Source organism: Dyadobacter beijingensis DSM 21582 (genome assembly GCF_000382205.1).
Lineage (GTDB): Bacteria > Bacteroidota > Bacteroidia > Cytophagales > Spirosomataceae > Dyadobacter > Dyadobacter beijingensis.
In genome coordinates, this window is sequence record NZ_KB907789.1 from 638,842 (window position 1) to 658,635 (window position 19,794).

The following is a 19,794-nucleotide window of genomic DNA, read 5'->3' on the forward strand; positions in this document are numbered from 1 at the left end:
AATGGTAAAAGCCGGTTGACCATTCATCAACCGGCTTTTACCATTTATTCATCGCTCTGCTTTTCTGCGTTTTCTTCTTCTTTTCTCAGTGTTTCTAACAATTCTTTGGCCGGAACATATTTAAATCCCTCTTCCCCATCCCCTATCATGACCACCTCGTCAATCGCAGCGCGCTCTTCGATCATTTTGCGAACGGCTTTACGAACGCCAAGGATGATTCGTTCCGATAGTTTGTCTGTATTTGGATTTACTGGTTTCATTTCCATCGCATTTTAATTTTATCCCACAGAAATTCATCATAAATCTCATAATGCTCACCCAAACCGCCCTCCGCAATCACAACAGGCAGTGTGTGCATATTATTGATTAGCATCCAGTTGTCACAAATCGGCTGATAGATCTTGAAAAAATTAGTCAATCCGCCCTGATACCGTCTGACAATCGTCTCTTCCGGGATGGAATGGCCACCCATGCGCACGCGGTATTTCACGCGTTCCATGGCAACATAAGGCGTAGTTAGCCAAAAATACATTAATGTGACCGTGTACCCCATCGCTTTTGCCTCCTTAATGAGTGAAGGGTAGCTTTTCGTCGATAAAGTGGTTTCAAATGCAAAATCCTCGCCTCGCTGCATCAATTCCCGCACTCTCGTGAGCATGATCCTGCCTGCTTCGAATGCGACACCTTCAACATTGAATGGAGAAAGCCCCGCAGCGATGTTGTCCGCATTGACAAACTCCTTGCAATTCAGTATTTCCGGCAAAATGGTGAAACTCGCCGTGGTCTTACCAGCGCCGTTGCAGCCTGCGACGATGTATAGGTTAGCCATAGTGTGTGTTGGTTAAGTAAATCAATCCTCTTTCAAAGCCCTCAAAATCAAATCCCTACCCTGCTCGCTGTATGGCAGCGACAGCGCTGCTTCCTGGCCGGGGGCGCTCATTTTACCCCAGGTTTTGCGGAGAATGTCGATCATTTTTTCTTCGGTCATTTTGGCGATGAGGTCGTCGTATTGGTATTGAAGGAAAACGAGGCACAATGCATTTTCCATCGTTTGCACGTCGGGATCGGCTTTCAGGCGCTGTTTAAGGACGATATGCCGCACGCGGGTGATCGTTTCCTCATCGTAACCGACTTCCGACAGGATTTCCGCGGCAATGCCGGCATGATATTTCGATAAGTCGCTGCGCCATTTGAGGTAGCCTACCCGACCATCGGGGTAGCTTTTACGGGCAATTTCCCAGCGACCGATGTGCTGGCACCGCGATGCGAGCAGCAGGCTTTCGTCGGCGTCGGGCGATAGTTTCGTAACCCAATCGTGGAGCTTGATCGCATAAAAATACTCTGCGGGGTAATCCACGCCATCCCATAGGATATGCTCCGGCGAGCGTTTGTTGTAGTTGTCAAAAAGTTCGAAAGCCTCTTCGAGTCTGCTCATGGTGAATTAGTTAGGTAAAATATTAGAGAGCGGCCGTGAATTTCAGGGCGATGGTGGTCATGCGCGGATAGTCGTAGGCCGTGCTCTGGGTTTTCATGATGAACGAATCTTTGCGCACGTCGTCGGGGCGGACCGTCCATTCACCTTTGTTGGCTCCTTCCGCTGCGCTGATGGTGATATTTTGCCCGTCGACCTTCCATTTGAGCAGAAAGGGCTCGGTTTCGCCTTTGAACACACCGGCAAATACACCGTCCTTTTTGACCTGCACGGTTTCCATATAGCGTTGGAAATCAATGCTGCCGAATTGCTGGGTCATTTTGCCGTCTTTAAAAGTGACGGCGTCGTTCACGCTGATTTCCTCGATTTTCCATTGCCGTACGGCGGTCAGCAGCTCCGCGGCTTCCTGCGGGTTACCGGCCGGGCGGTCGCATGCGGCGCACGTCGCGAGGGTGAAGAATAGAAAGGTAATTTTTCTCAAAAACATGGTGGTCCCTGGGTTGTGGCTACGCGCAAATATAGCCACAACTCCATTGAGACTTCCCAATTCCCCGGCAGGAATTTTGCCGGTTACTCCCGGTTAAAAAGCAAGGTAATGCCGCTCAGGAATAGCGCCGCCTGCTCATCGATCTGCCCCGGCAGCAAACGCCAGGCCCAGTTATTCTCCGAGGAACCAGGCAGGTTCATCTTCGCGGACTCGTCGAGGTTCAGCAGGTCCTGCACGGGCAGTATGGCTGTTCTGGCTACCGACGCATACACCGCCCGAGCCATTTCCCATGAGGCGTTATCTTCTGTAACCGGCTTGCCCAGATAGGCTTCGAGCCGTTCCTGCACCCCCGACGGGGCCGCCTCTCGGAACCAGCCGCGGGTAGTATTGTTGTCGTGCGTGCCCGTGTAGGCGATGAAGTTGTGCGTATAATGATGGGGAATATGGTCGGAATGCGGCATATTTTCGTCGAATGCGAATTGCAGGACCTTCATACCCGGCAAATTGAACTTGTCGCGGAGCGCGTAAATGCCCGGACTGACCTCGCCCAAATCCTCGGCAATAAACGGCAGCTGGCCCAATGCCGCCCTAACTTTCTCGAAAAATGCCTCGCCGGGGCCCAGGTGCCACTGCCCATTCACCGCCGTTTGCTCACCGCCCGGCACCTGCCAATAATCGACAAATGCTCTGAAATGATCCAGCCTCACCAGGTCGAACATTTCCATGTTTCGCGCCAGCCGGTCGATCCACCACTGGTAATCCTGTGCCTCGACCGCGTTCCAGTTGAATACCGGCATTCCCCAAAGCTGGCCGGTTTCCGAAAATGCGTCGGGCGGAACGCCTGCAATGCCTGTGATCTGGCCGTCCTCATCCACGCAAAACAGCTCCCTGCTCGCCCATACATCGGCCGAATCGTAGCTTACGTAAAAAGGTATGTCGCCAAGGAATTTGATTTCCCGCTCGTTACAATACTGTTTCAGCTTTTTCCACTGCCGGCCGAAAATAAATTGCTGCCATTCGATAAACTGAATTTGCTCCCGCTCCGCTTCACGCACTTCGTCGAGCGCGGCTTGGTCACGGTGACGGAATTCCGCCGGCCAGGTATACCAGGGCCGATGGCCATAGCGCGCTTTAAGCACCATAAAAATTGCGAAGTCTTCAAGCCAGGCCGCATTTTTCTCTGCGAAAGCTTCCAGTTCCGCCGCATCTTCCTCGGGATCGGCCAGATGCCGGGCGAATGCTTTTTCCAGCAATGCCTGTTTGTTTTCCAGCGCCGTCGCAAAATCTACTTTGGCAGAATCCGGCACATGGTAGGGTTGTAATTCCTCTCCACGCAAAAGCCCGTCTTCGGCCAGTGCTTCCGGGCTGATCAGCAGCGCATTACCCGCACGGCTCGACAATGCGCTGTACGGCGAATGCCCCTGTGAGGCCTCCGTCGGGTTGAGCGGCAGGATTTGCCAAACCTTCTGGCCGGTATTTTCCAGGAAATCGGCGAATTTGAATGCCTCCGGACCGATGTCGCCGATACCGAACGGCGACGGCAGCGAAGTAATGTGCAGCAACAGGCCTGCATTCCGTTCATTATTGGCCCGCTTGCCTTGCAAAACCGCAAAAGGCAACGCATCGAAAATATCGTACGGGAGTAGTTTCCCCTGCACCTCATATTGACTGTCTGTCAACAGGTTATCCCACTCAGGAAGCAGGTTTTCCGGCATTACCACGTGCGTGTCCTGCCAATCCAGTTCGAAGAAATCCTTTTGCTGCTCCCGGCTCAAAATGGCGGTATGCAGCGGTATGACGGTGATCAGTACCTCGCGTTTATGGCGGCGTGCGAATGCCAGCAGGTGATCCTTGTAAGTCCCGCGTGTTTTGAGGGGAATGTACTCCCCTTCAGCAAAAAGCTGCGGAAATTGTCGTCGCAGTTGAAACAAACGGTGCGTCAGCCAAAGCTTAACCTGCCCGTTCCGCCGGTTTTCCCAAAGCTTCTCCAACAGGCTTTCCGTTTCGTATTCTTCCAGCTCTTCAAGCCATTCCTTCCGTCTCGCAAAATTCACCTCGCGGCGGTTATCCGGGTCTACAAGGCTAAAATCCCACAATTCGCAGCCCTGGTACACATCCGGCACACCCGGACAAGTGAATTTCAACAGTACCTGCGCCAGTGAATTGACGATCCCGAAATCGGCGATCGATTCCAGAAATGCCTTGAACGAGCCGGAAAACGCAGCGTCATTTTTTAAAATTTCCTGTGCAAAATGTTGCGCAGCACTTTCATAAGCCTCATTCGGTGCCGACCACGAGCTATTCGTTTTCGCTTCCCGCAATGCCTTTTGTAAATATTCTCCCAGTCGATTAGCAAAATCATCCTCGTCTTCTCCCGGCATAGGATAAGTCCCAACTACCGTCTGGTAAATCAGATATTCGTCGTTGGCGTCAGGGGCATTGTCCTCCCGCTTCAAGGGCGCATTAGCCTTCTGCCATTCCTTTACTATCGCAAGCCATTCCCCGGAAAGGTCGGTGAGCACATTCAGCCTTGAGCGAACGTCTTCGCCACGCTTGGTATCGTGCGTGGATGTTGCATTGAGCGCAAGAGGCCAATCCTTTTGCCGCTTCTTCATGTATTGATGGAAGTCACTGACAGACATGCCAAACCGGTCGGGAAAATCGCCGACTTCGTTATGCCCGATGAAGCGGTTATAGGTGTACATCAGCGTGTCCTCACCGCCTTTGGCCATCAGCGGACCGGTAAACTGCATACAGCGCTGGTAAAAATCGCCGGCGCGCCGGTTGTAATCTTCGTCGCCCAATGCAGGCCGGTGCACAAAGCATTGTTCCAGCACTTCGACAGCGGGGGAAAGGTCGAGGTGATGTTTATTAATGTCCGTAAAAATGGCTTTCATCGCCTGCAACTCCCGCTCGTTCAGCGGCATACTATTGCCGTAATAACGATAGACAGGGCAATGGATCAGGAACTCACCGATCACCTGCCTTAGCTGCTCATTACCAATGCGTTCCAGTGTTTCCGGATCGACCAGTTCCAGTTCCACGAACATCTTAAACAGGTTATCGAGCTCACCGGCCATGTGCCCGTAGAGGATGTCACTTTTCTTGCTTAGCAGCTGCTCGCGCACGGGCGCGTCCTCGCCCGTTAGTTCGTTGTAAAAATCGGTAAATGGCTTTTCTGCCGCCACGTTCGTGAACAGGTTGTTGACTACGGCCAGAAATTCATAGCCCGTCGCTCCTTGAATAGGCCATTCGGCGGGCATATCTTCTTTTTCGCCCAATATTTTTTCAGCTACGATATAGGCCTCGCTCCCCAGTTCCTCGCGGAGCTTTTCGAGATAATGCGTTGGCGCGTAGAGGCCGTCGATATGGTCGATGCGGATACCCTGGAAAATGCCTTCGTCCGTAAGCTGCTTAATGAGCGTATGGTATTTTTCAAAAACGGCATCGTCCTGCATGTTAAGGCAAATGAGCCCGTTTACAGTAAAAAACCGGCGGAAATTGATCTGCTCTTCCGTTTTTTGCCAATGGCATAATGCGTAGTACTGCTGATCGATCATCGTTTTCAGCTGTGCCTGGTCCGCATTAATGCGTTCGATAGCCGCGTCGATCGCGGACTTTTCGGAGTTCCGATAAAGCGATTTCAGCTGCATTTTCCACTCGGTCCAGCGTTCGGAAAACGATGGGGCCTCTTCCACCCGCCGCATATCTTCCAGTTGATCAACCAATTGACTGACTGCTTCCGACTGGGTTGCTATCGCGCCCAGTACTTCCCTGTATGACCTGAGATTGAGTGGGAATGCGAGCCCGCCGAAATCCATTTCCAGCCTTTCGCCGGTGAATACAACCTTTACTTGCCCGGCTTCCAGCAATGCTTCCGGTTCCGTCGCCAGGAAAGGCACCATCAGCTTCCCCTGAAAAAGTGTACTGTTCCACGCAATATCGAAAAAGGATGCGTACACCGATTGCCTACCTTTTTCGAGGACGTCCATCAGCCAGGGGTTCTCAGCGTGGAACGCCATATGGTTGGGCACAATGTCCTGCAACCACCCGATCCCCGCGTCTTTCAACTTTCCCGAAATGGTTTTCAGGCGGGCCAGGCTGCCTATTTCCGGGTCGATCTTTTCCGGGTCGACGCCATCGTAGCCGTGCGTGCTGCCGGTAGTTGATGCTAGAATCGGCGACGCATAGATCGTCCCGACGCCCAACTTACGGAAATAGGGAATCAGGTCTTCGAAATCGGAAAATGTGAATTGGTGGTGGAATTGAAGCCGGTATGTAGAAACTGGGTTAGTCATGTAGCCGATGATAAGTGTATCCTCGGCATTTGGTAAATATTATGCCAGCATCCGGCCGCGTTACTGTTTAAGAAGCTCGCGCAGCAGTGGTATTTCGAGGGGTTTGGACAAAAGCTGGATAATGTACGGATTGGCCTCGGCTTGCTCGATGTCGGAAATATCGACCGTGGAAGAGATCATGAAAAGCCGTATCCGACTGCGGATAGCTTCGGGCAGCAATCCATATTGTTCCGTGAACTCGAACCCGTTGATGCCCGGCATTTGCAGATCGAGCAGGATGACTGTTTCGGGCATACCCGCACTTTGCCCCTGCAAGTAGTAAATCGCCTCCTGCGGTGAATTGAACGTTCGCACCGTTTCGGTCAGGCCGCTTTTGAGCAAAAGCTTTTCCTGGGTGAACAGGTCGAAAACACTGTCGTCTACGATAATAAATTCCATTTTACAGCAAGAGAAGGGTTCAGAACAAACCATACTGGATGACACTTTTCCAGGCAAACACATATTGCCGCTAGTTCTACATCCGAATTGAATTGTAGAAATAGTTGTCGCGAATAAGCTACAAAGATTTTAAATCTTACTGACAAAATCGGCAAATATGACCTAATACTTTCTCCGCAACCCCATTTTTTCGCTTGAAAGTGGTCAATGGTGCCCGGCAGTCCGATCATTTACTACGATCAATGAGCGGTCACTGCCTTCGTTTCTTCGGCCTGTTGAAAGGCTATCGTTGAGCGGTGAGATCTGATAGAAGTGGGCTATTGATGGTAAAAGTTACTGAATAGTTTTTTTACTCCCAAGACAAATCAAGGAATTCCATTGAACGTAACTGCCCCCGCTAGCCGGCACACTGCAGGCATGATTTTGATTAACGTTTCGAAACATTCTTCAACAACAAACTAAAAAACCTTGACAATGAGCACGCTGGATGGAAGGAAGCGGGTAGTGATCAGCAACGTGGCGCCGCAGGTGGAAGACGGCCGGTATCCGGCGAAGCGCGCGATCGGCGAGCATGTGGGGCTGTCGGCGGATATCATCGCCGACGGCCACGACGCGGTAGCAGCCAGCGTGATCTTCCGCCATGAATCCGAGCAAACGTGGCACGACCTGCCGCTTTCACCTGCCGGCAACGACCGTTGGGAAGGTACCTGGACGCCCGCAAAGGAAGGTTTTTACGAATATCGCTTCACCGGCTGGATCGATCATTTCGCGAGCTGGAAAAGGGGGCTGATCAAAAAGTTCGATGCTAACCAGGATATCGCTATTGAGCTGCGAATCGGCGAAATATTGCTGAGAGAAGCTTTCGAAATCGCTTCTCCACCCGATAAGCCCGCATTCGAAGCATGGATCAGTGCATTTGGCAATGCCACCGATCCGCAGGAAACATTCGACCTGGTCGTGAGCGACGCGCTTGCGGTAGCTATGGCCAAGATCCGCTTCACCGACCGCATCAGCGTTTTTGACCAGACATTCCGCCTGGAAGTGGAGCGTAAAAAAGCCGGGTTCAGTGCCTGGTATGAGCTCTTCCCACGGTCGGCATCCGAGGAGCCCGGCCGCCACGGGACGTTTCGCGATGTACTCAGACTGTTGCCCAAAGTCGCCAAAATGGGCTTTGACACGTTATACTTCCCTCCCGTTCACCCGATCGGGGAAATGAAAAGAAAGGGAAAAAACAACTCGCTCGTGCCTTCCGCCGCCGATCCGGGATCGCCGTGGGCGATCGGTAACCGCTTTGGCGGTCACAAAGCTATTCACCCGGAACTGGGCACGCTCGAAGATTTTACGGAACTGGTAGCGGCGGCGAAAGAACTGGATATTGAGATCGCGATGGACATCGCCTACCAGTGTGCGCCCGACCATCCGTATGTGAAAGAGCATCCGCAATGGTTCAAATGGCGCCCCGATGGTACGGTCCAGTACGCCGAAAACCCGCCGAAAAAGTACGAAGACATTCTGCCTTTCGATTTTGAAACAGCCGACTGGCAAAACCTATGGCATGAACTGAAAAGCGTGATCGATTTCTGGATCGGCCACGGCGTGAACGTATTCCGGATCGATAACCCGCACACCAAGGCGTTTCCATTTTGGGAATGGATGATCGGGGAAGTGCGCAAAACTAATCCGCAGGTCATTTTCCTTGCGGAAGCTTTTACCCGGCCACGCGTGATGGAGCGGCTTGGGAAGATCGGTTTCAACCAATCATACACCTATTTCACCTGGCGGAACAGCAAATGGGAGCTGGAACAATACCTCTATGAGCTGACCAAGACCGACCAGCAATACTATTTCCGTCCGAATTTCTGGCCCAATACGCCGGATATTCTACCGCACCATCTTGTGGAAGGCGGCGAGAATGCACACATCATCCGTTTCATCCTGGCAGCAACTTTATCCTCGAATTACGGATTATATGGGCCGGTGTACGAATACGGTGTCAATACGCCGCATCCGGGGAAGGAAGAGTATACCGATAATGAGAAGTACGAAATCAAGCATTGGGATTGGGACCGTTACAGCCGCACGCGCGAAATCATAACCCGCGTGAACCGTATCAGGAAGGCTTTTCCCGCCTTGCAATCCACCTGGAATATTGATTTTAACGAGACAAACAACGACCGGGTAATCAGCTACACCAAAACCGCGTCGGAGGGCGGGGAGCCGCTGCTGGTAACGGTCAACCTGGACCATGATCATACGCAAGGCGCCCATATCCGCGTACCGCTGCACCATTTCGGCATCGGGTACGATCAGCCCTATCTGATCCGCGACATGCTGAGCGGAGAAAAATACAAATGGCAGGGAGAATATAATTATGTCGAAATGAATCCCTGGGAAATGCCGGCACACATTCTGAGAGTTGAACGATTGAACTGAGCGCACATGGAATATAAGAAAGGAATGTCCGAGAAAAATTTGCATTGGTATAAGGATGCAATCATTTATGAACTGCACATCAAGGCCTTTAAAGATGGCAATTGCGATGGAATAGGCGACTTTCAGGGCCTGCTCGAACAGCTGGATTATCTTCAAAATCTGGGTGTTACGGCCATTTGGCTGCTGCCATTTTATCCTTCGCCCCTCCGCGACGACGGCTACGACATCGCCGATTACTACACCATTAATCCTGCCTACGGCGACATTCAGGAGTTTAAAACCTTCCTGCGCGAGGCGCACAAACGGGGCCTGAAAGTGATTACCGAACTGGTGATCAACCATACATCCGACCAGCACCCGTGGTTCCAGCGGGCACGGCGCGCGCCGAAAGGCTCTGCTTACCGCAATTTCTACGTGTGGACCGACGACCCGAAGCAATTCAAAGACGCCCGCATTATTTTCCAGGACTATGAAAAATCCAATTGGACCTGGGACAATGAGGCTGAGCAATACTACTGGCACCGGTTCTTTCACCACCAGCCGGATTTGAACTACGACAGTCCGGATGTGCAGGAGGAAATTTTCAAGATTATTAATTTCTGGTGCAAAATGGGCGTCGACGGTTTCAGGCTGGACGCCGTCCCTTACCTTTTCGAACGGGATGGCACCAACTGCGAAAACCTGCCGGAGACACACGCATTTTTGAAAAAATTGCGCAAATACGTCGATGGCCGCTATCCCGGCACGCTGCTGCTGGCCGAGGCCAATATGTGGCCGGAGGATTCTGCCGCCTATTTCGGGGATGGGGACGAATGCCAGATGAACTACCATTTTCCCATCATGCCGCGGATGTTTATGTCGCTGCAAATGGAGGACCGCTACCCGCTCACCGATATTTTCGACCAGACGCCCGCCATTCCCGACAACTGCCAATGGGGTATTTTCCTCCGCAATCACGACGAGCTGACGCTCGAAATGGTCACCGACGAGGAGCGCGATTATATGTACAAGGTGTATGTCAAAGATCCGAAGGCCCGCATTAACCTCGGCATCCGGCACCGTCTCGCGCCGCTTTTGGAGAATAACCGGAAGAAAATAGAGCTGCTTAATACGCTGCTCTTTACTTTCCCCGGAACGCCTATTATCTACTACGGCGACGAAATCGGTATGGGCGACAACTTCTACCTCGGCGACCGTGATGGCGTGCGCACACCGATGCAGTGGAACCCCGACCGCAATGCCGGCTTCTCGCAGGCCAACCCGCAGCGTTTGTACCTTCCGCTGATCCTCGATCCGCAGTACCATTATGAATCGGTGAATGTGGAGTTGCAATCGCGGAACTCGTCGTCACTGCTCTGGTGGATGCGCAAGGCGATCAGCGTTCGCAAGAAATATAAGGCGTTCAGCCGCGGGGATATCAAGTTTTTGAATCACGAGAATGCCAAGGTACTCGCCTTCACGCGCACATATGAGGATGAGACGATGCTCGTATTGGCGAATCTCTCAAAATTCCCGCAACCTGTGGAACTGGATCTGGACCAGTTCAAGGGTTTCCAGCCGGTGGAGATTTACAGTAAAAACAAATTCCCGGGCGTAAAAGATAACACGCCGTATTTTTTCACATTGGAAGCATATGGTTGTCAATGCTTTTTAATGCAAAAAACACATCCCGAAATCAATGAGAACCAGGAGCTTCCGCTGATTAACCTGGAAAAATGGAAGGACCTGCTCGAACCGGAGATGCTCGAAAAGCTTGAAACAGACATTTTACCCTCTTACCTGATGCAAATGCGGTGGTTTGGGGGGAAGGGCAAGGGGCTCGACCGGGTGAGCATTGTCTCGCACGCGGCCATTCCGCTGGGAACTAACCCGCCGTGCTTCCTGCTTCTGCTCGAAACGTTTTATCAAAACGACCTCCCGGAAATGTACCAGCTGCCGGTTGCATTCGGTAAAGTGCCGTTTGCTTTCAATGTACGCGAAAACTGCCCGCAGGCTGTACTGGCGAGGATCAATATCAAAGGTGAAGAGGAAGGCGTATTGTTCGACGCCATTTACGGGCTGGAACTGCAACAGGCGCTGATCCAGAATATGGCCGAAAACGAGCGGCTGAATGCGAAAAACAGCCAGATCCATTTCTCCGGGAACCGCCAGCTCTCGCAGCATGTGAAGGAGACCGACCGCATTAAGCCCCGTGTGCTGTCGGGTGAGCAAAGCAACACGTCGATCACTTTCGACGGAAAGTATTTTTTCAAATTATACCGCAAGGTCGACCGGGCCATTAACCCCGATGTAGAAATTACGCAGTACCTGACGAATAAGGCGAAGTTCAAGAACATCCCGGCCTACGTGGGGGCCATTGAATGGAAATACAAACAGGATTCGATGGTGCTCGGAATGATGCAGGAAATGGTGAACAACGCCACCGATGCCTGGGCGAACATGCTCGACAGGCTGGATAGTTTTAATGAAAAAGTACTTTCGACCACAGGCCTGGAACTCCCTACCGAGCTCCGCGGCACGATGACGAGCCCGGTCGGCTACGAAGACATGCCGGAAATGCTGAAAGAGCTGCTTGATGTGCACGTCGCTGAGCAGGCGAGGCTTCTGGGTGTTCGTACAGCGGAAATGCATCTCGCGTTATCGGGTGAAAAAAATGACCCGGATTTCAAGCCGGAGGATTTTTCGCTGCATTACCAGCGCTCGGTATACTCGTCGCTGCAATCGCTCGTGCGGGTGGCATTTCAAAGCCTGAACCGCAACATGAAGAAGCTGGATGGCGATACGCGGCAGGCGGCCGAAGAGACGATGCAGCTGAAAGACGAGATTTTGACAGAGCTCAAAAAAATTTACAGTCATAAAATCGACACGGCCAAAATACGCATCCACGGCGATTACCACCTGGGCCAGGTGCTATTCACAGGTAAAGACTTCGTGCTGCTCGATTTCGAAGGGGAGCCGGCCCGGAGTTACAGCGAGCGTCGACTGAAACGCTCGGCATTGCGCGATGTGGCCGGAATGCTGCGCTCGTTCCATTATGCGGCGCACAGTAGCCTCTATCTCGACAACCAGATCCGGCCGGAGGATGCTGAAAAGCTCATTCCGTTTGTGGAGCAATGGTACCACTACATGGCCGGCTTTTTCATGAAAGCTTACCTGGAAACCGTCGCCGAAAGCCCGATTATCCCGCATCAAAAGGGCGACCTGGAAATTCTTTTGCGGACATTCTTGCTCCAAAAAGCGATTTACGAGCTGAACTACGAGGTAAATAACAGGCCGTCATGGGTAATGGTGCCGCTACGGGGTATCAGGGCCATTCTCGATCAAAACGAGGCCCCCGTGATGGTGTAACCAATGCGCTTATGACTCAACAACAGGAAACACACGCATGGCTTACCGGCTACGACGCCGATTTGTTCCGATCCGGTAAGCATTACCATATTTATAACAAACTCGGGGCGCACATCAGAACCGCCGGCGACGCTGCTGAGACACATTTCGCGGTCTGGGCACCTAATGCGTCGCAAGTTTCGGTGATCGGCAGCTTTAATGGCTGGGAGCAGAATGCAAATCCACTCACCGTGCGGGAAGATGGCTCCGGCATTTGGGAAGGCCGCATCACTGGTGTGGAAAAGGGAGCATTGTACAAATATTTTATACGTTCCGCCAATGGGTATGAGGTCGAAAAAGGGGATCCGTACGCCATTTACTGGGAAACGCCCCCGCGGACGGCATCGGTGGTGTGGGACTTGGATTACGAATGGACCGATCAGACGTGGATGGAAAAACGCGCCGAACCGGCACTGCAAAAGCCGCTATCAATTTACGAAATACACCTGGGCTCGTGGCGGCGCGTGCATGAAGAGGAAGGCCGGTTTCTCACCTACCGTGAACTGGCCGCCCAGTTACCGGAATATTGCCGGTACATGGGTTTCACGCATGTGGAATTTCTGCCCGTGACGGAGCATCCGTTTTATGGGTCGTGGGGATATCAGGTAACGGGCTATTTCGCACCCAGCAGCCGATACGGCACCCCGCAGGATTTTATGTTCCTGGTCGATGCATTGCATAATGTGGGTATCGGCGTAATCCTCGACTGGGTTCCCTCCCACTTCCCTACCGACCAGCACGGTCTAGGCTATTTCGACGGTTCGCACCTGTACGAGCACGCCGACCCGCGCCAGGGCTTTCACCCCGATTGGCAAAGTGCCATTTTCAATTACGGCCGGCATGAGGTTAAGAGTTTCCTGATCTCCAGCGCCATTTATTGGCTGGACAAATTCCACATCGATGGCCTGCGCGTCGATGCCGTGGCTTCAATGCTTTACCTGGATTATTCGCGCAAGGAAGGCGAATGGATTCCAAACCGGTACGGCGGTCGCGAGAACCTGGAAGCGATCGAATTGCTTCGTGAGTTGAACGTGGCGGTCCACCAATCTTTTCCAGGCGTCATCACGATTGCGGAAGAATCAACGGCCTGGCCGGGCGTGACGCATTCGGTGAGCAACGGAGGCTTAGGATTTGATTTTAAATGGATGATGGGTTGGATGCACGATACGCTCTCCTATTTCCAAAAAGACACCGTGTATCGTTCTTACCATCAGGGCGAACTAACATTTAGTCTGCATTACGCATTCTCGGAACGCTTTGTGTTACCGCTCTCCCACGACGAAGTGGTGTACGGAAAACACGCTCTGGTGCAAAAGATGCCAGGTGACGAATGGCAACGCCTCGCGAACCTGCGCCTGTTATATACCTATATGTACGGGCACCCCGGCGGGAAGCTGCTATTTATGGGCAGCGAATTCGGCCAGACTAATGAATGGCGCCACGATTTCAGCCTCGATTGGAACGAAAATCTCAACCCGGCACATGAGGGCGTTCAAAAACTGGTAAAAGACCTCAATGCGCTCTACCAGACCGAGCCGGCATTATATGAAAGAAACTTCTCTCCCGAAAGCTTCGAATGGATCGACCAACAGGACACGACAAACAGCGTCCTCGCGTGGGCCCGTAAAGGGAATCATGGGAGCGATCAGCTCCTGTTTATCGCCAATTTCACCCCCATCGTCCGCGAAAATTACCGTATTGGGGTATCAAAGCCTGGCTACTACCGCGAAATATTCAACAGTGATAATCTCCGGTACGGCGGTTCAGACCTTATTTCGGCCGACGACATCGAGAGCTATCCGATACCTAAACACGGCCTCGTTCATTCCCTCCCGCTAACTTTGCCACCATTAGGCGTAATTGTTTTAAAATACGACCGTGAATTTGAATGGCTATAAACGAAAAATTCCCGGGCGCACAATGCGGCACCCGGGAAAAGAAACACACACTAAACCTCCTATCCTCTAATCGTCAAAAGTATTTGATTTTGTTTTTAAGAACGACTAGATAGAACAGCCCAAACCAACGTTGAATAAAACTCTTCATAATTGTGAATCTGAGTAATGTCTTTTTTGATCAATCAATTTATCAACAGACGTTGGTGTTGTCTTAATAAATAGACTTCGGCTTTGCTGAATAGACTGTCATCGCAACGATGGAAGAAACAGCAGTTATCACCAAGCCTATTAATAGTATCTTCTTCATATTTTTATTTCTATATCTCAACTTATTGAATTAATAATACGAACTCCACCACGCCGTCAATCACTCTTCACTAATTTGAACTGCTCGACACCTTCCAGGTCAAACACAATCTCATTACAAGTTCTGCTAATGACGGAGAATTCATATTTCGCTGCTGTACCGTTTGCAAATTTCCCTTCAACTATCAGCGAATCATTTTTCACTTTCCAATTGTCTTCTGATTTCAGATAGACTCCAAACAATAAACCTTTGCTCTCTTTGAACTTGCCATTACTTTCGAACGTGATCTCTTGCGGTTGGTTATGCTCCGATGCTAGTGTGGCATTCCAGGTTCCCACGATATGCTCCGAAAGTGCTGCCGGGACACATTCCTTGTCTTTATTACAACCGGTTACAAGCGTAAGCACAAGTACTGTTTTCAGGAATCTGTCTGTCATAGATGAAGAATTTAATATTTGGAAAGAGACAATTCAGTGACGGCGTGGCGCCTGTAAAGTGAGCAAGCGGCGCTCACGCCATCAACCTGAATAACCATTACACTGTCCGGATCACTATCGGGCGATGGTAATCCGATACGCTTTGTACTGCCCATTCCGTTTAGACAGTTTCGCTACATAGAGACCGGCAGGCAAGCTCTTAACATTCACCTCCTTCTCCGGCACTAACGGTGAAGTATATACCTCAACCCCTTGTGCATTATATATCTTGACACTGGAAACATTCTTCCAATCCTCTTCCGACTTGAAATTCAGCTTATCGCTAACTGGATTGGGAAACAAGGTGAAACCTTCCTTTTGTTCGAATTTCAGGTTTCTAATCTGGCTGAAAGCGAAGGTTCCATCCTTGTCCACCATTTTGAGGCGATAGAAATTGTTGCCGCCCAAGGGGCTATCATCCACAGCGCTGTAGTGAGCCTCCACCACACTTTCGCCTTTCGCTGGTAATGATTTCAATTTTCCCCAATCCTTACCGTCACCGCTACGTTGTATCTCAAAATAATCACTGTTTGATTCTTCGGAAGTCGACCAGCTCAGGGTAGCAATACTACCCTCGCGGGCTGTTGAAAAGTCGATCAAACTCACTGGCAAAACCTGGTTAAAAGTTCCTTCTATCGGCCGCCTGCCTGCATTAAAGTCTAGGTTTGTCCAAAAAGCTCTGAATGTGGTTCCGTCAAATGGCCGGATTGAAACTTTGTTCGAGCTTAAAACTGGGCCACTGAAAGTGAGTGTAACGGTTCCAATCAATGCACCGGTCCCATCCGGAATATCTGGTTGATTGTCGCGGATCAAGTCGATGCTAAACTCTCTCCAAGTAGGTCCTCCCAATGGCGAACCAGGGATTGAAGTGTTTACTGCACCATCGCTAAGAAAGGCCGGATTAATAGCAATCGTCGCGCTTGTAATTGTTATCGCGGCTGGATCGGGTGGTACCGGCCCCGGTACCTCAACATCGGACCTGATATTCATAAACTGCCAGTTGCTGTTATTCTGATTGCTAACGTCGTACCCTGTTCCCTTAGTAGCTCGCACATCAAACGTAAATGTCTTCTGGTCCGTACTTAGTATCCGCTTTTCGTATGTGATCTTCACGACCTGGCCAACGGCCTGAGAGAAAGAAATACATATCAAAGTGAGGAAAATAAACCATTTTTTAGAAGTCCTGATCATCGTGTTTGTAGTTAGTAATTAATGATTGTCGAATATAAGCCTAGTAGAAAGTTAGTTTTGAAAAGTGATCCATCCAGCCCGTCAACAATTCCATCCATATTTGTGTCTGCTGGATTGTAGGTATCAAAAAGACCGGCTTTGAATTGCGATTTGAAATATGCGCCGTCGGAACCGTCCACAACCATATCTTGATTTGAGTTTAGATCACCTGATTGCATGCACCAAACGCCATTTTTTTGAATCATTTGGACGGGATCACCGAGTACATTAGCAGCTTGCGAAACACCGGTTGTAAAATCATAACTCACTGTCCCCGACGAGAAACTCTGTATCGGATTACTCATTATTGCCAGGTGATTTCGATGCTTCACCACCAACCTAACTGCCCCAGCCTGATTATTGAATGTCGGCGCCAGTCCATTCCTGTTCACAATACTTCCATCCGGTTTGAGCAGCAAAGCAGCACTTTGCAGGACCGTTTGAGGTGAAGATGCACTTCGGACTTCCACTAGCACCCAGTCGACTACTTCGCCGACTGCTCCGGCGGGATTGTTAATACTCGGGTAGGAACTGGACATCCCGTAAGGTGCGCCCGTCGGCAGTAAACCGGTGCCTCCATAAGTTTGTAAATCATTTCTCATTTTGGCACCGGCTCCTGACATCGCACCCTGAAGACCGGCCTTGAGGTTAAGTTGAACGTTAGTGGCACACAGATTTTGCGTAACTTTTACTTGTGCTGTTGAATTGTCGGTATTGTAACAGTCTAATGCTTGATCATATATGAATGCGTAGTAAGTACCTGCACCGACAGCAGTCGGGTCATTGACCTTGGGTGCTGTGTGAGTTGGGTTGTTGAACCACACAACTTGGGTGTTAGGAGGAACGTTGCTTGTTACTGTTTTTGTTAGATCTGCGGTTAGTATTGGGCAGGTGTTTGTTATTGAGCTTGGTTGGACGGTGACCTGTGCTGTTCCTGCTTTGCAGCATGGAGAATCGAATTTTACTATGACTGCTGAGGTGGATGTTGGGACTGAAAAGCAATTGGTTTCGGAATCGTAATAAAAAGCATAATAGGTTCCAGACATGGTGGCGATAGAATTTGGGACTGCTTGTCCCTGATGTTCACTATCGCCATACCATTTGATTGTTTGACCCGGAGAGAGCCCATTATATGCCCCTGGAAAGAGTTTAGCATCCAGTAAGTAGGTTAGATCGGGACAATGGACCGTTACTGAGTTTCCAAGGTTTAACGGAACCTGTGTTGGTGTATGTGTTATAGTTAGTTTTGCATTAGACTGCAGATTACCAGCATCCAAGCTATAACAACTATTTGCAGGGTGATAATAGAAGGCGTAATATTCGCCTGGCCCATGTTCCGTAGCGGAGAAAGGGATATTGGGCGCACTTAAATTGTCACTGTTCTTCCATACTACACTCGCACCAGTTGGCAGCGGAATTTTCACAGCACTATTAAAAGCACCTTCCCCCACATCTGAGCACGGAAATTTCGTATTTACAGTCGTTTTGGTTAGTTCCACCTGCTTGCCAGGCGGCAAAATACAGTGTAGTGGTTTATCCCAGATATCAAAGTTAACAAAGCCCGTCCCCACGTCCGTATTTCCATATAAAGTAAAAGAAACCTGCGTTGTTGTCGGGGTGAACTGAACATATCTTAACTGCCATTTATTATAGCTATTTGCATCAAAATTAACTTGTGACTTAGTTAATAAAATAGGGTTCTGTTCTACACTTCCTATATCCATTGTCGCTGATGACCCAAAGCTAGATAGTTGCGTCCTCGTTGAAATAACTCCATACTCCATTGTATACTGAACGCCTGGAATAAAACCAGAAACGACAAACTTTACCTTATCCTTTCCCGCTGGACCACTTTGCAGAGTAAGGAAAGTGCCATAAGTGTTTGTCCCAATATAATTTGTTTGTTGGCCTTCAGTAACCGATGGGGATGGAGATAGCTCAATGGTAGATCCTTGCGCTGATTTCCATAGATTTTGCCCACCTTGAAAATTTTTATTCGATACTGATGGAAAACCCGAAATTACTGAATAACCGGCACTTGGAACACAAGACGTACAAGGCGAATGCTGCATCGTTCCAGGAAAAAATTGCCCATATGAAAACACATTGCATAGCAGCAACACCCCAAGTAATAGCGTGATCGTTAGTAATTTCCTTTTCATAATTAATGTGCGTTTAATTGAGTAGTGTGTCGCACTGATAAATAGGTGATCGATTTTAATTCCTGCCTCATTTAAATTTCTTGATTCAAATCTACACCCCTCATTTCATTCAAAAAGAATCCGATGATTCATTGGCGGGATTCAAAAAACCATCGGAAAATTTACGTTGGATGCAATTCGGCAGTTACAAGACTGACCCAATTCTGTACTAATAATTAAGAAGTATAGAGAAATACCCTCCATTGAAACTGTTGTTGAACAGCGTTCCGTCCACGCCATCCACTGCCCCGTCCATCTTTAAATCCGCAGAAGTGTAGACATCGAATACCCCTGCATTAAATGCATTGGTGAAGTGCGTTCCATCCACACAGTCCACAGTGTAGTCCTGGGCGTGGCGACATCGGCCGTTCGCATGCACCAATTACCTCCTACCTGCCGCATCTGTGCAGGAGCAGTACCGTCATTGAATGCCTGGCCAGGCGCCGAGGTGAAATTGTAGGTCTTTGAGCCCGTAAAATTGGTGATTGAGGTGCTCATGACCGGCAGGTGGTTACGGCGCTTCACGACAAGCCGTACCGGCGACGACTGAGGATCGAAAGATGGCGGAAGTCCATCGGGGCCCAATACCGTGCCATCGTTTCTGAGCAGGAGGCTTTTCGATTTCAAGATTACGGAGGGGGCGACAGGCGCACCGGAACGATCCACCGCAGAATACCACTTCATGACTGCATTCGGCGGCAGGGTAGAATTGACCAGGTCAAGATTCTACGTGAGGCGGTAAGTCTGACCATGCTGCGGAATGTGCGCCGTCGCTGAAAGCGAGCCTGCCGTACGTTACAGCCACTCGCGGATCTCAATTCCAGTCCGGCCGGAAAAGCGCGATCAGCAAAATGAAGAGCGCAGTAATCATTACCGGAATGGCCATTACCCATGCGAGGATGGACGCGGTGGTGAGATCATTGATACATATAAAGTAAAGCGATGCGATGATAGCTGCGCTGATGGAGACGATCACAATCCAGAAATGCAGGCTCGGATCTTCGAGCTCTTTCTTCCTTATTATATAGTAAAGGAAATATCCTCCTACTGCCAGCACGGCAGCGCAATCAATCAAAAGGCCTGTTAGATAGAGAGCCATGGCGTCGATCAGTTTTTGATGAAATAGTAGGTTACCACTGGTGTCTTAAGCAAATTTTATCCAGGCAATCGCGTAATAAAAATAGGATGAACAAACGGCGTAATATTA

14 protein-coding genes are annotated in these 19,794 nt (G+C 50.2%); 3 read left to right on the forward strand and 11 right to left on the reverse strand.

All coding sequences use genetic code 11. The features are described from left to right. Positions 1 to 44: 44 nt before the first annotated feature. From H144_RS32305 to H144_RS0121285, 6 genes are all read right to left on the reverse strand, one after another. Entirely contained in the window at positions 45 to 260 is a 216-nt protein-coding gene (locus H144_RS32305) for a DUF8506 family protein (protein WP_211220702.1), read from the reverse strand. Further along, entirely contained in the window at positions 257 to 829 is a 573-nt protein-coding gene (locus H144_RS0121265; protein ID WP_019944132.1) for an ATPase, read from the reverse strand. Before H144_RS0121265 ends, H144_RS32305 begins: the two co-directional genes overlap by 4 nt. A gap of 21 nt (positions 830 to 850) precedes the next feature. Continuing rightward, a complete protein-coding gene (locus tag H144_RS32310) occupies positions 851 to 1,435 on the reverse strand; it encodes a DUF4202 domain-containing protein (protein ID WP_019944133.1) in 585 nt (194 codons plus the stop codon). Positions 1,436 to 1,457: 22 nt separating this feature from the next. Continuing rightward, entirely contained in the window at positions 1,458 to 1,919 is a 462-nt protein-coding gene (locus H144_RS0121275; RefSeq protein WP_019944134.1) for a hypothetical protein, read from the reverse strand. Positions 1,920 to 2,002: 83 nt separating this feature from the next. After that, complete coding sequence (gene treY, locus H144_RS0121280; protein ID WP_019944135.1) at positions 2,003 to 6,217, reverse strand: malto-oligosyltrehalose synthase; 4,215 nt, start codon at positions 6,215 to 6,217, stop codon at positions 2,003 to 2,005. A gap of 60 nt (positions 6,218 to 6,277) precedes the next feature. Beyond that, positions 6,278 to 6,655, reverse strand: a complete 378-nt coding sequence (locus H144_RS0121285; protein WP_019944136.1) for a response regulator — start codon at positions 6,653 to 6,655, stop codon at positions 6,278 to 6,280. 474 nt (positions 6,656 to 7,129) lie between these two features. On the opposite strand from H144_RS0121285, the gene H144_RS0121290 reads away from it, so the two are divergent. The 3 genes from H144_RS0121290 to glgB are packed head-to-tail and all read left to right on the forward strand — an operon-like array spanning position 7,130 to position 14,373. After that, positions 7,130 to 9,088 (forward strand): alpha-1,4-glucan--maltose-1-phosphate maltosyltransferase, encoded by a 1,959-nt coding sequence (locus tag H144_RS0121290; protein WP_019944137.1) that lies wholly within the window; start codon positions 7,130 to 7,132, stop codon positions 9,086 to 9,088. A gap of 6 nt (positions 9,089 to 9,094) precedes the next feature. After that, positions 9,095 to 12,436, forward strand: a complete 3,342-nt coding sequence (gene treS / locus H144_RS0121295) for a maltose alpha-D-glucosyltransferase (RefSeq protein WP_019944138.1) — start codon at positions 9,095 to 9,097, stop codon at positions 12,434 to 12,436. 11 nt (positions 12,437 to 12,447) lie between these two features. After that, complete coding sequence (glgB, locus tag H144_RS0121300; RefSeq protein WP_019944139.1) at positions 12,448 to 14,373, forward strand: 1,4-alpha-glucan branching protein GlgB; 1,926 nt, start codon at positions 12,448 to 12,450, stop codon at positions 14,371 to 14,373. Positions 14,374 to 14,736: 363 nt separating this feature from the next. Here the strand turns inward: glgB and H144_RS0121305 are convergent, their stop codons facing one another. The 5 genes from H144_RS0121305 to H144_RS0121330 all read right to left on the reverse strand — a co-directional run bounded on the left by H144_RS0121305 (position 14,737) and on the right by H144_RS0121330 (position 19,686). Next, complete coding sequence (locus H144_RS0121305) at positions 14,737 to 15,117, reverse strand: hypothetical protein (RefSeq protein ID WP_019944140.1); 381 nt, start codon at positions 15,115 to 15,117, stop codon at positions 14,737 to 14,739. A 114-nt stretch (positions 15,118 to 15,231) separates the two neighbouring features. Next, the gene (locus H144_RS33420) at positions 15,232 to 16,347 is read right to left on the reverse strand and encodes a T9SS type A sorting domain-containing protein (protein WP_019944141.1); all 1,116 of its coding nucleotides are present in this window, start codon (positions 16,345 to 16,347) and stop codon (positions 15,232 to 15,234) included. Between the two features lie 11 nt (positions 16,348 to 16,358). Then, positions 16,359 to 18,548, reverse strand: a complete 2,190-nt coding sequence (locus H144_RS0121315; RefSeq protein ID WP_157505011.1) for a hypothetical protein — start codon at positions 18,546 to 18,548, stop codon at positions 16,359 to 16,361. A gap of 297 nt (positions 18,549 to 18,845) precedes the next feature. Continuing rightward, complete coding sequence (locus H144_RS0121325) at positions 18,846 to 19,271, reverse strand: hypothetical protein (protein WP_026350886.1); 426 nt, start codon at positions 19,269 to 19,271, stop codon at positions 18,846 to 18,848. A gap of 130 nt (positions 19,272 to 19,401) precedes the next feature. Then, the gene (locus H144_RS0121330) at positions 19,402 to 19,686 is read right to left on the reverse strand and encodes a hypothetical protein (protein WP_019944143.1); all 285 of its coding nucleotides are present in this window, start codon (positions 19,684 to 19,686) and stop codon (positions 19,402 to 19,404) included. Positions 19,687 to 19,794: the final 108 nt, after the last annotated feature.

Bases quoted from the DNA above. Each gene is read 5' to 3' on its own strand.
- H144_RS32305 (WP_211220702.1), bottom strand. From the start codon at position 260: ATGAAACCAGTAAATCCAAATACAGACAAACTATCGGAACGAATCATC.
- H144_RS0121265 (WP_019944132.1), bottom strand. From the start codon at position 829: ATGGCTAACCTATACATCGTCGCAGGCTGCAACGGCGCTGGTAAGACC.
- H144_RS32310 (WP_019944133.1), bottom strand. From the start codon at position 1,435: ATGAGCAGACTCGAAGAGGCTTTCGAACTTTTTGACAACTACAACAAA.
- H144_RS0121275 (WP_019944134.1), bottom strand. From the start codon at position 1,919: ATGTTTTTGAGAAAAATTACCTTTCTATTCTTCACCCTCGCGACGTGC.
- treY (WP_019944135.1), bottom strand. From the start codon at position 6,217: ATGACTAACCCAGTTTCTACATACCGGCTTCAATTCCACCACCAATTC.
- H144_RS0121285 (WP_019944136.1), bottom strand. From the start codon at position 6,655: ATGGAATTTATTATCGTAGACGACAGTGTTTTCGACCTGTTCACCCAG.
- H144_RS0121290 (WP_019944137.1), top strand. From the start codon at position 7,130: ATGAGCACGCTGGATGGAAGGAAGCGGGTAGTGATCAGCAACGTGGCG.
- treS (WP_019944138.1), top strand. From the start codon at position 9,095: ATGGAATATAAGAAAGGAATGTCCGAGAAAAATTTGCATTGGTATAAG.
- glgB (WP_019944139.1), top strand. From the start codon at position 12,448: ATGACTCAACAACAGGAAACACACGCATGGCTTACCGGCTACGACGCC.
- H144_RS0121305 (WP_019944140.1), bottom strand. From the start codon at position 15,117: ATGACAGACAGATTCCTGAAAACAGTACTTGTGCTTACGCTTGTAACC.
- H144_RS33420 (WP_019944141.1), bottom strand. From the start codon at position 16,347: ATGATCAGGACTTCTAAAAAATGGTTTATTTTCCTCACTTTGATATGT.
- H144_RS0121315 (WP_157505011.1), bottom strand. From the start codon at position 18,548: ATGAAAAGGAAATTACTAACGATCACGCTATTACTTGGGGTGTTGCTG.
- H144_RS0121325 (WP_026350886.1), bottom strand. From the start codon at position 19,271: ATGAAGTGGTATTCTGCGGTGGATCGTTCCGGTGCGCCTGTCGCCCCC.
- H144_RS0121330 (WP_019944143.1), bottom strand. From the start codon at position 19,686: ATGGCTCTCTATCTAACAGGCCTTTTGATTGATTGCGCTGCCGTGCTG.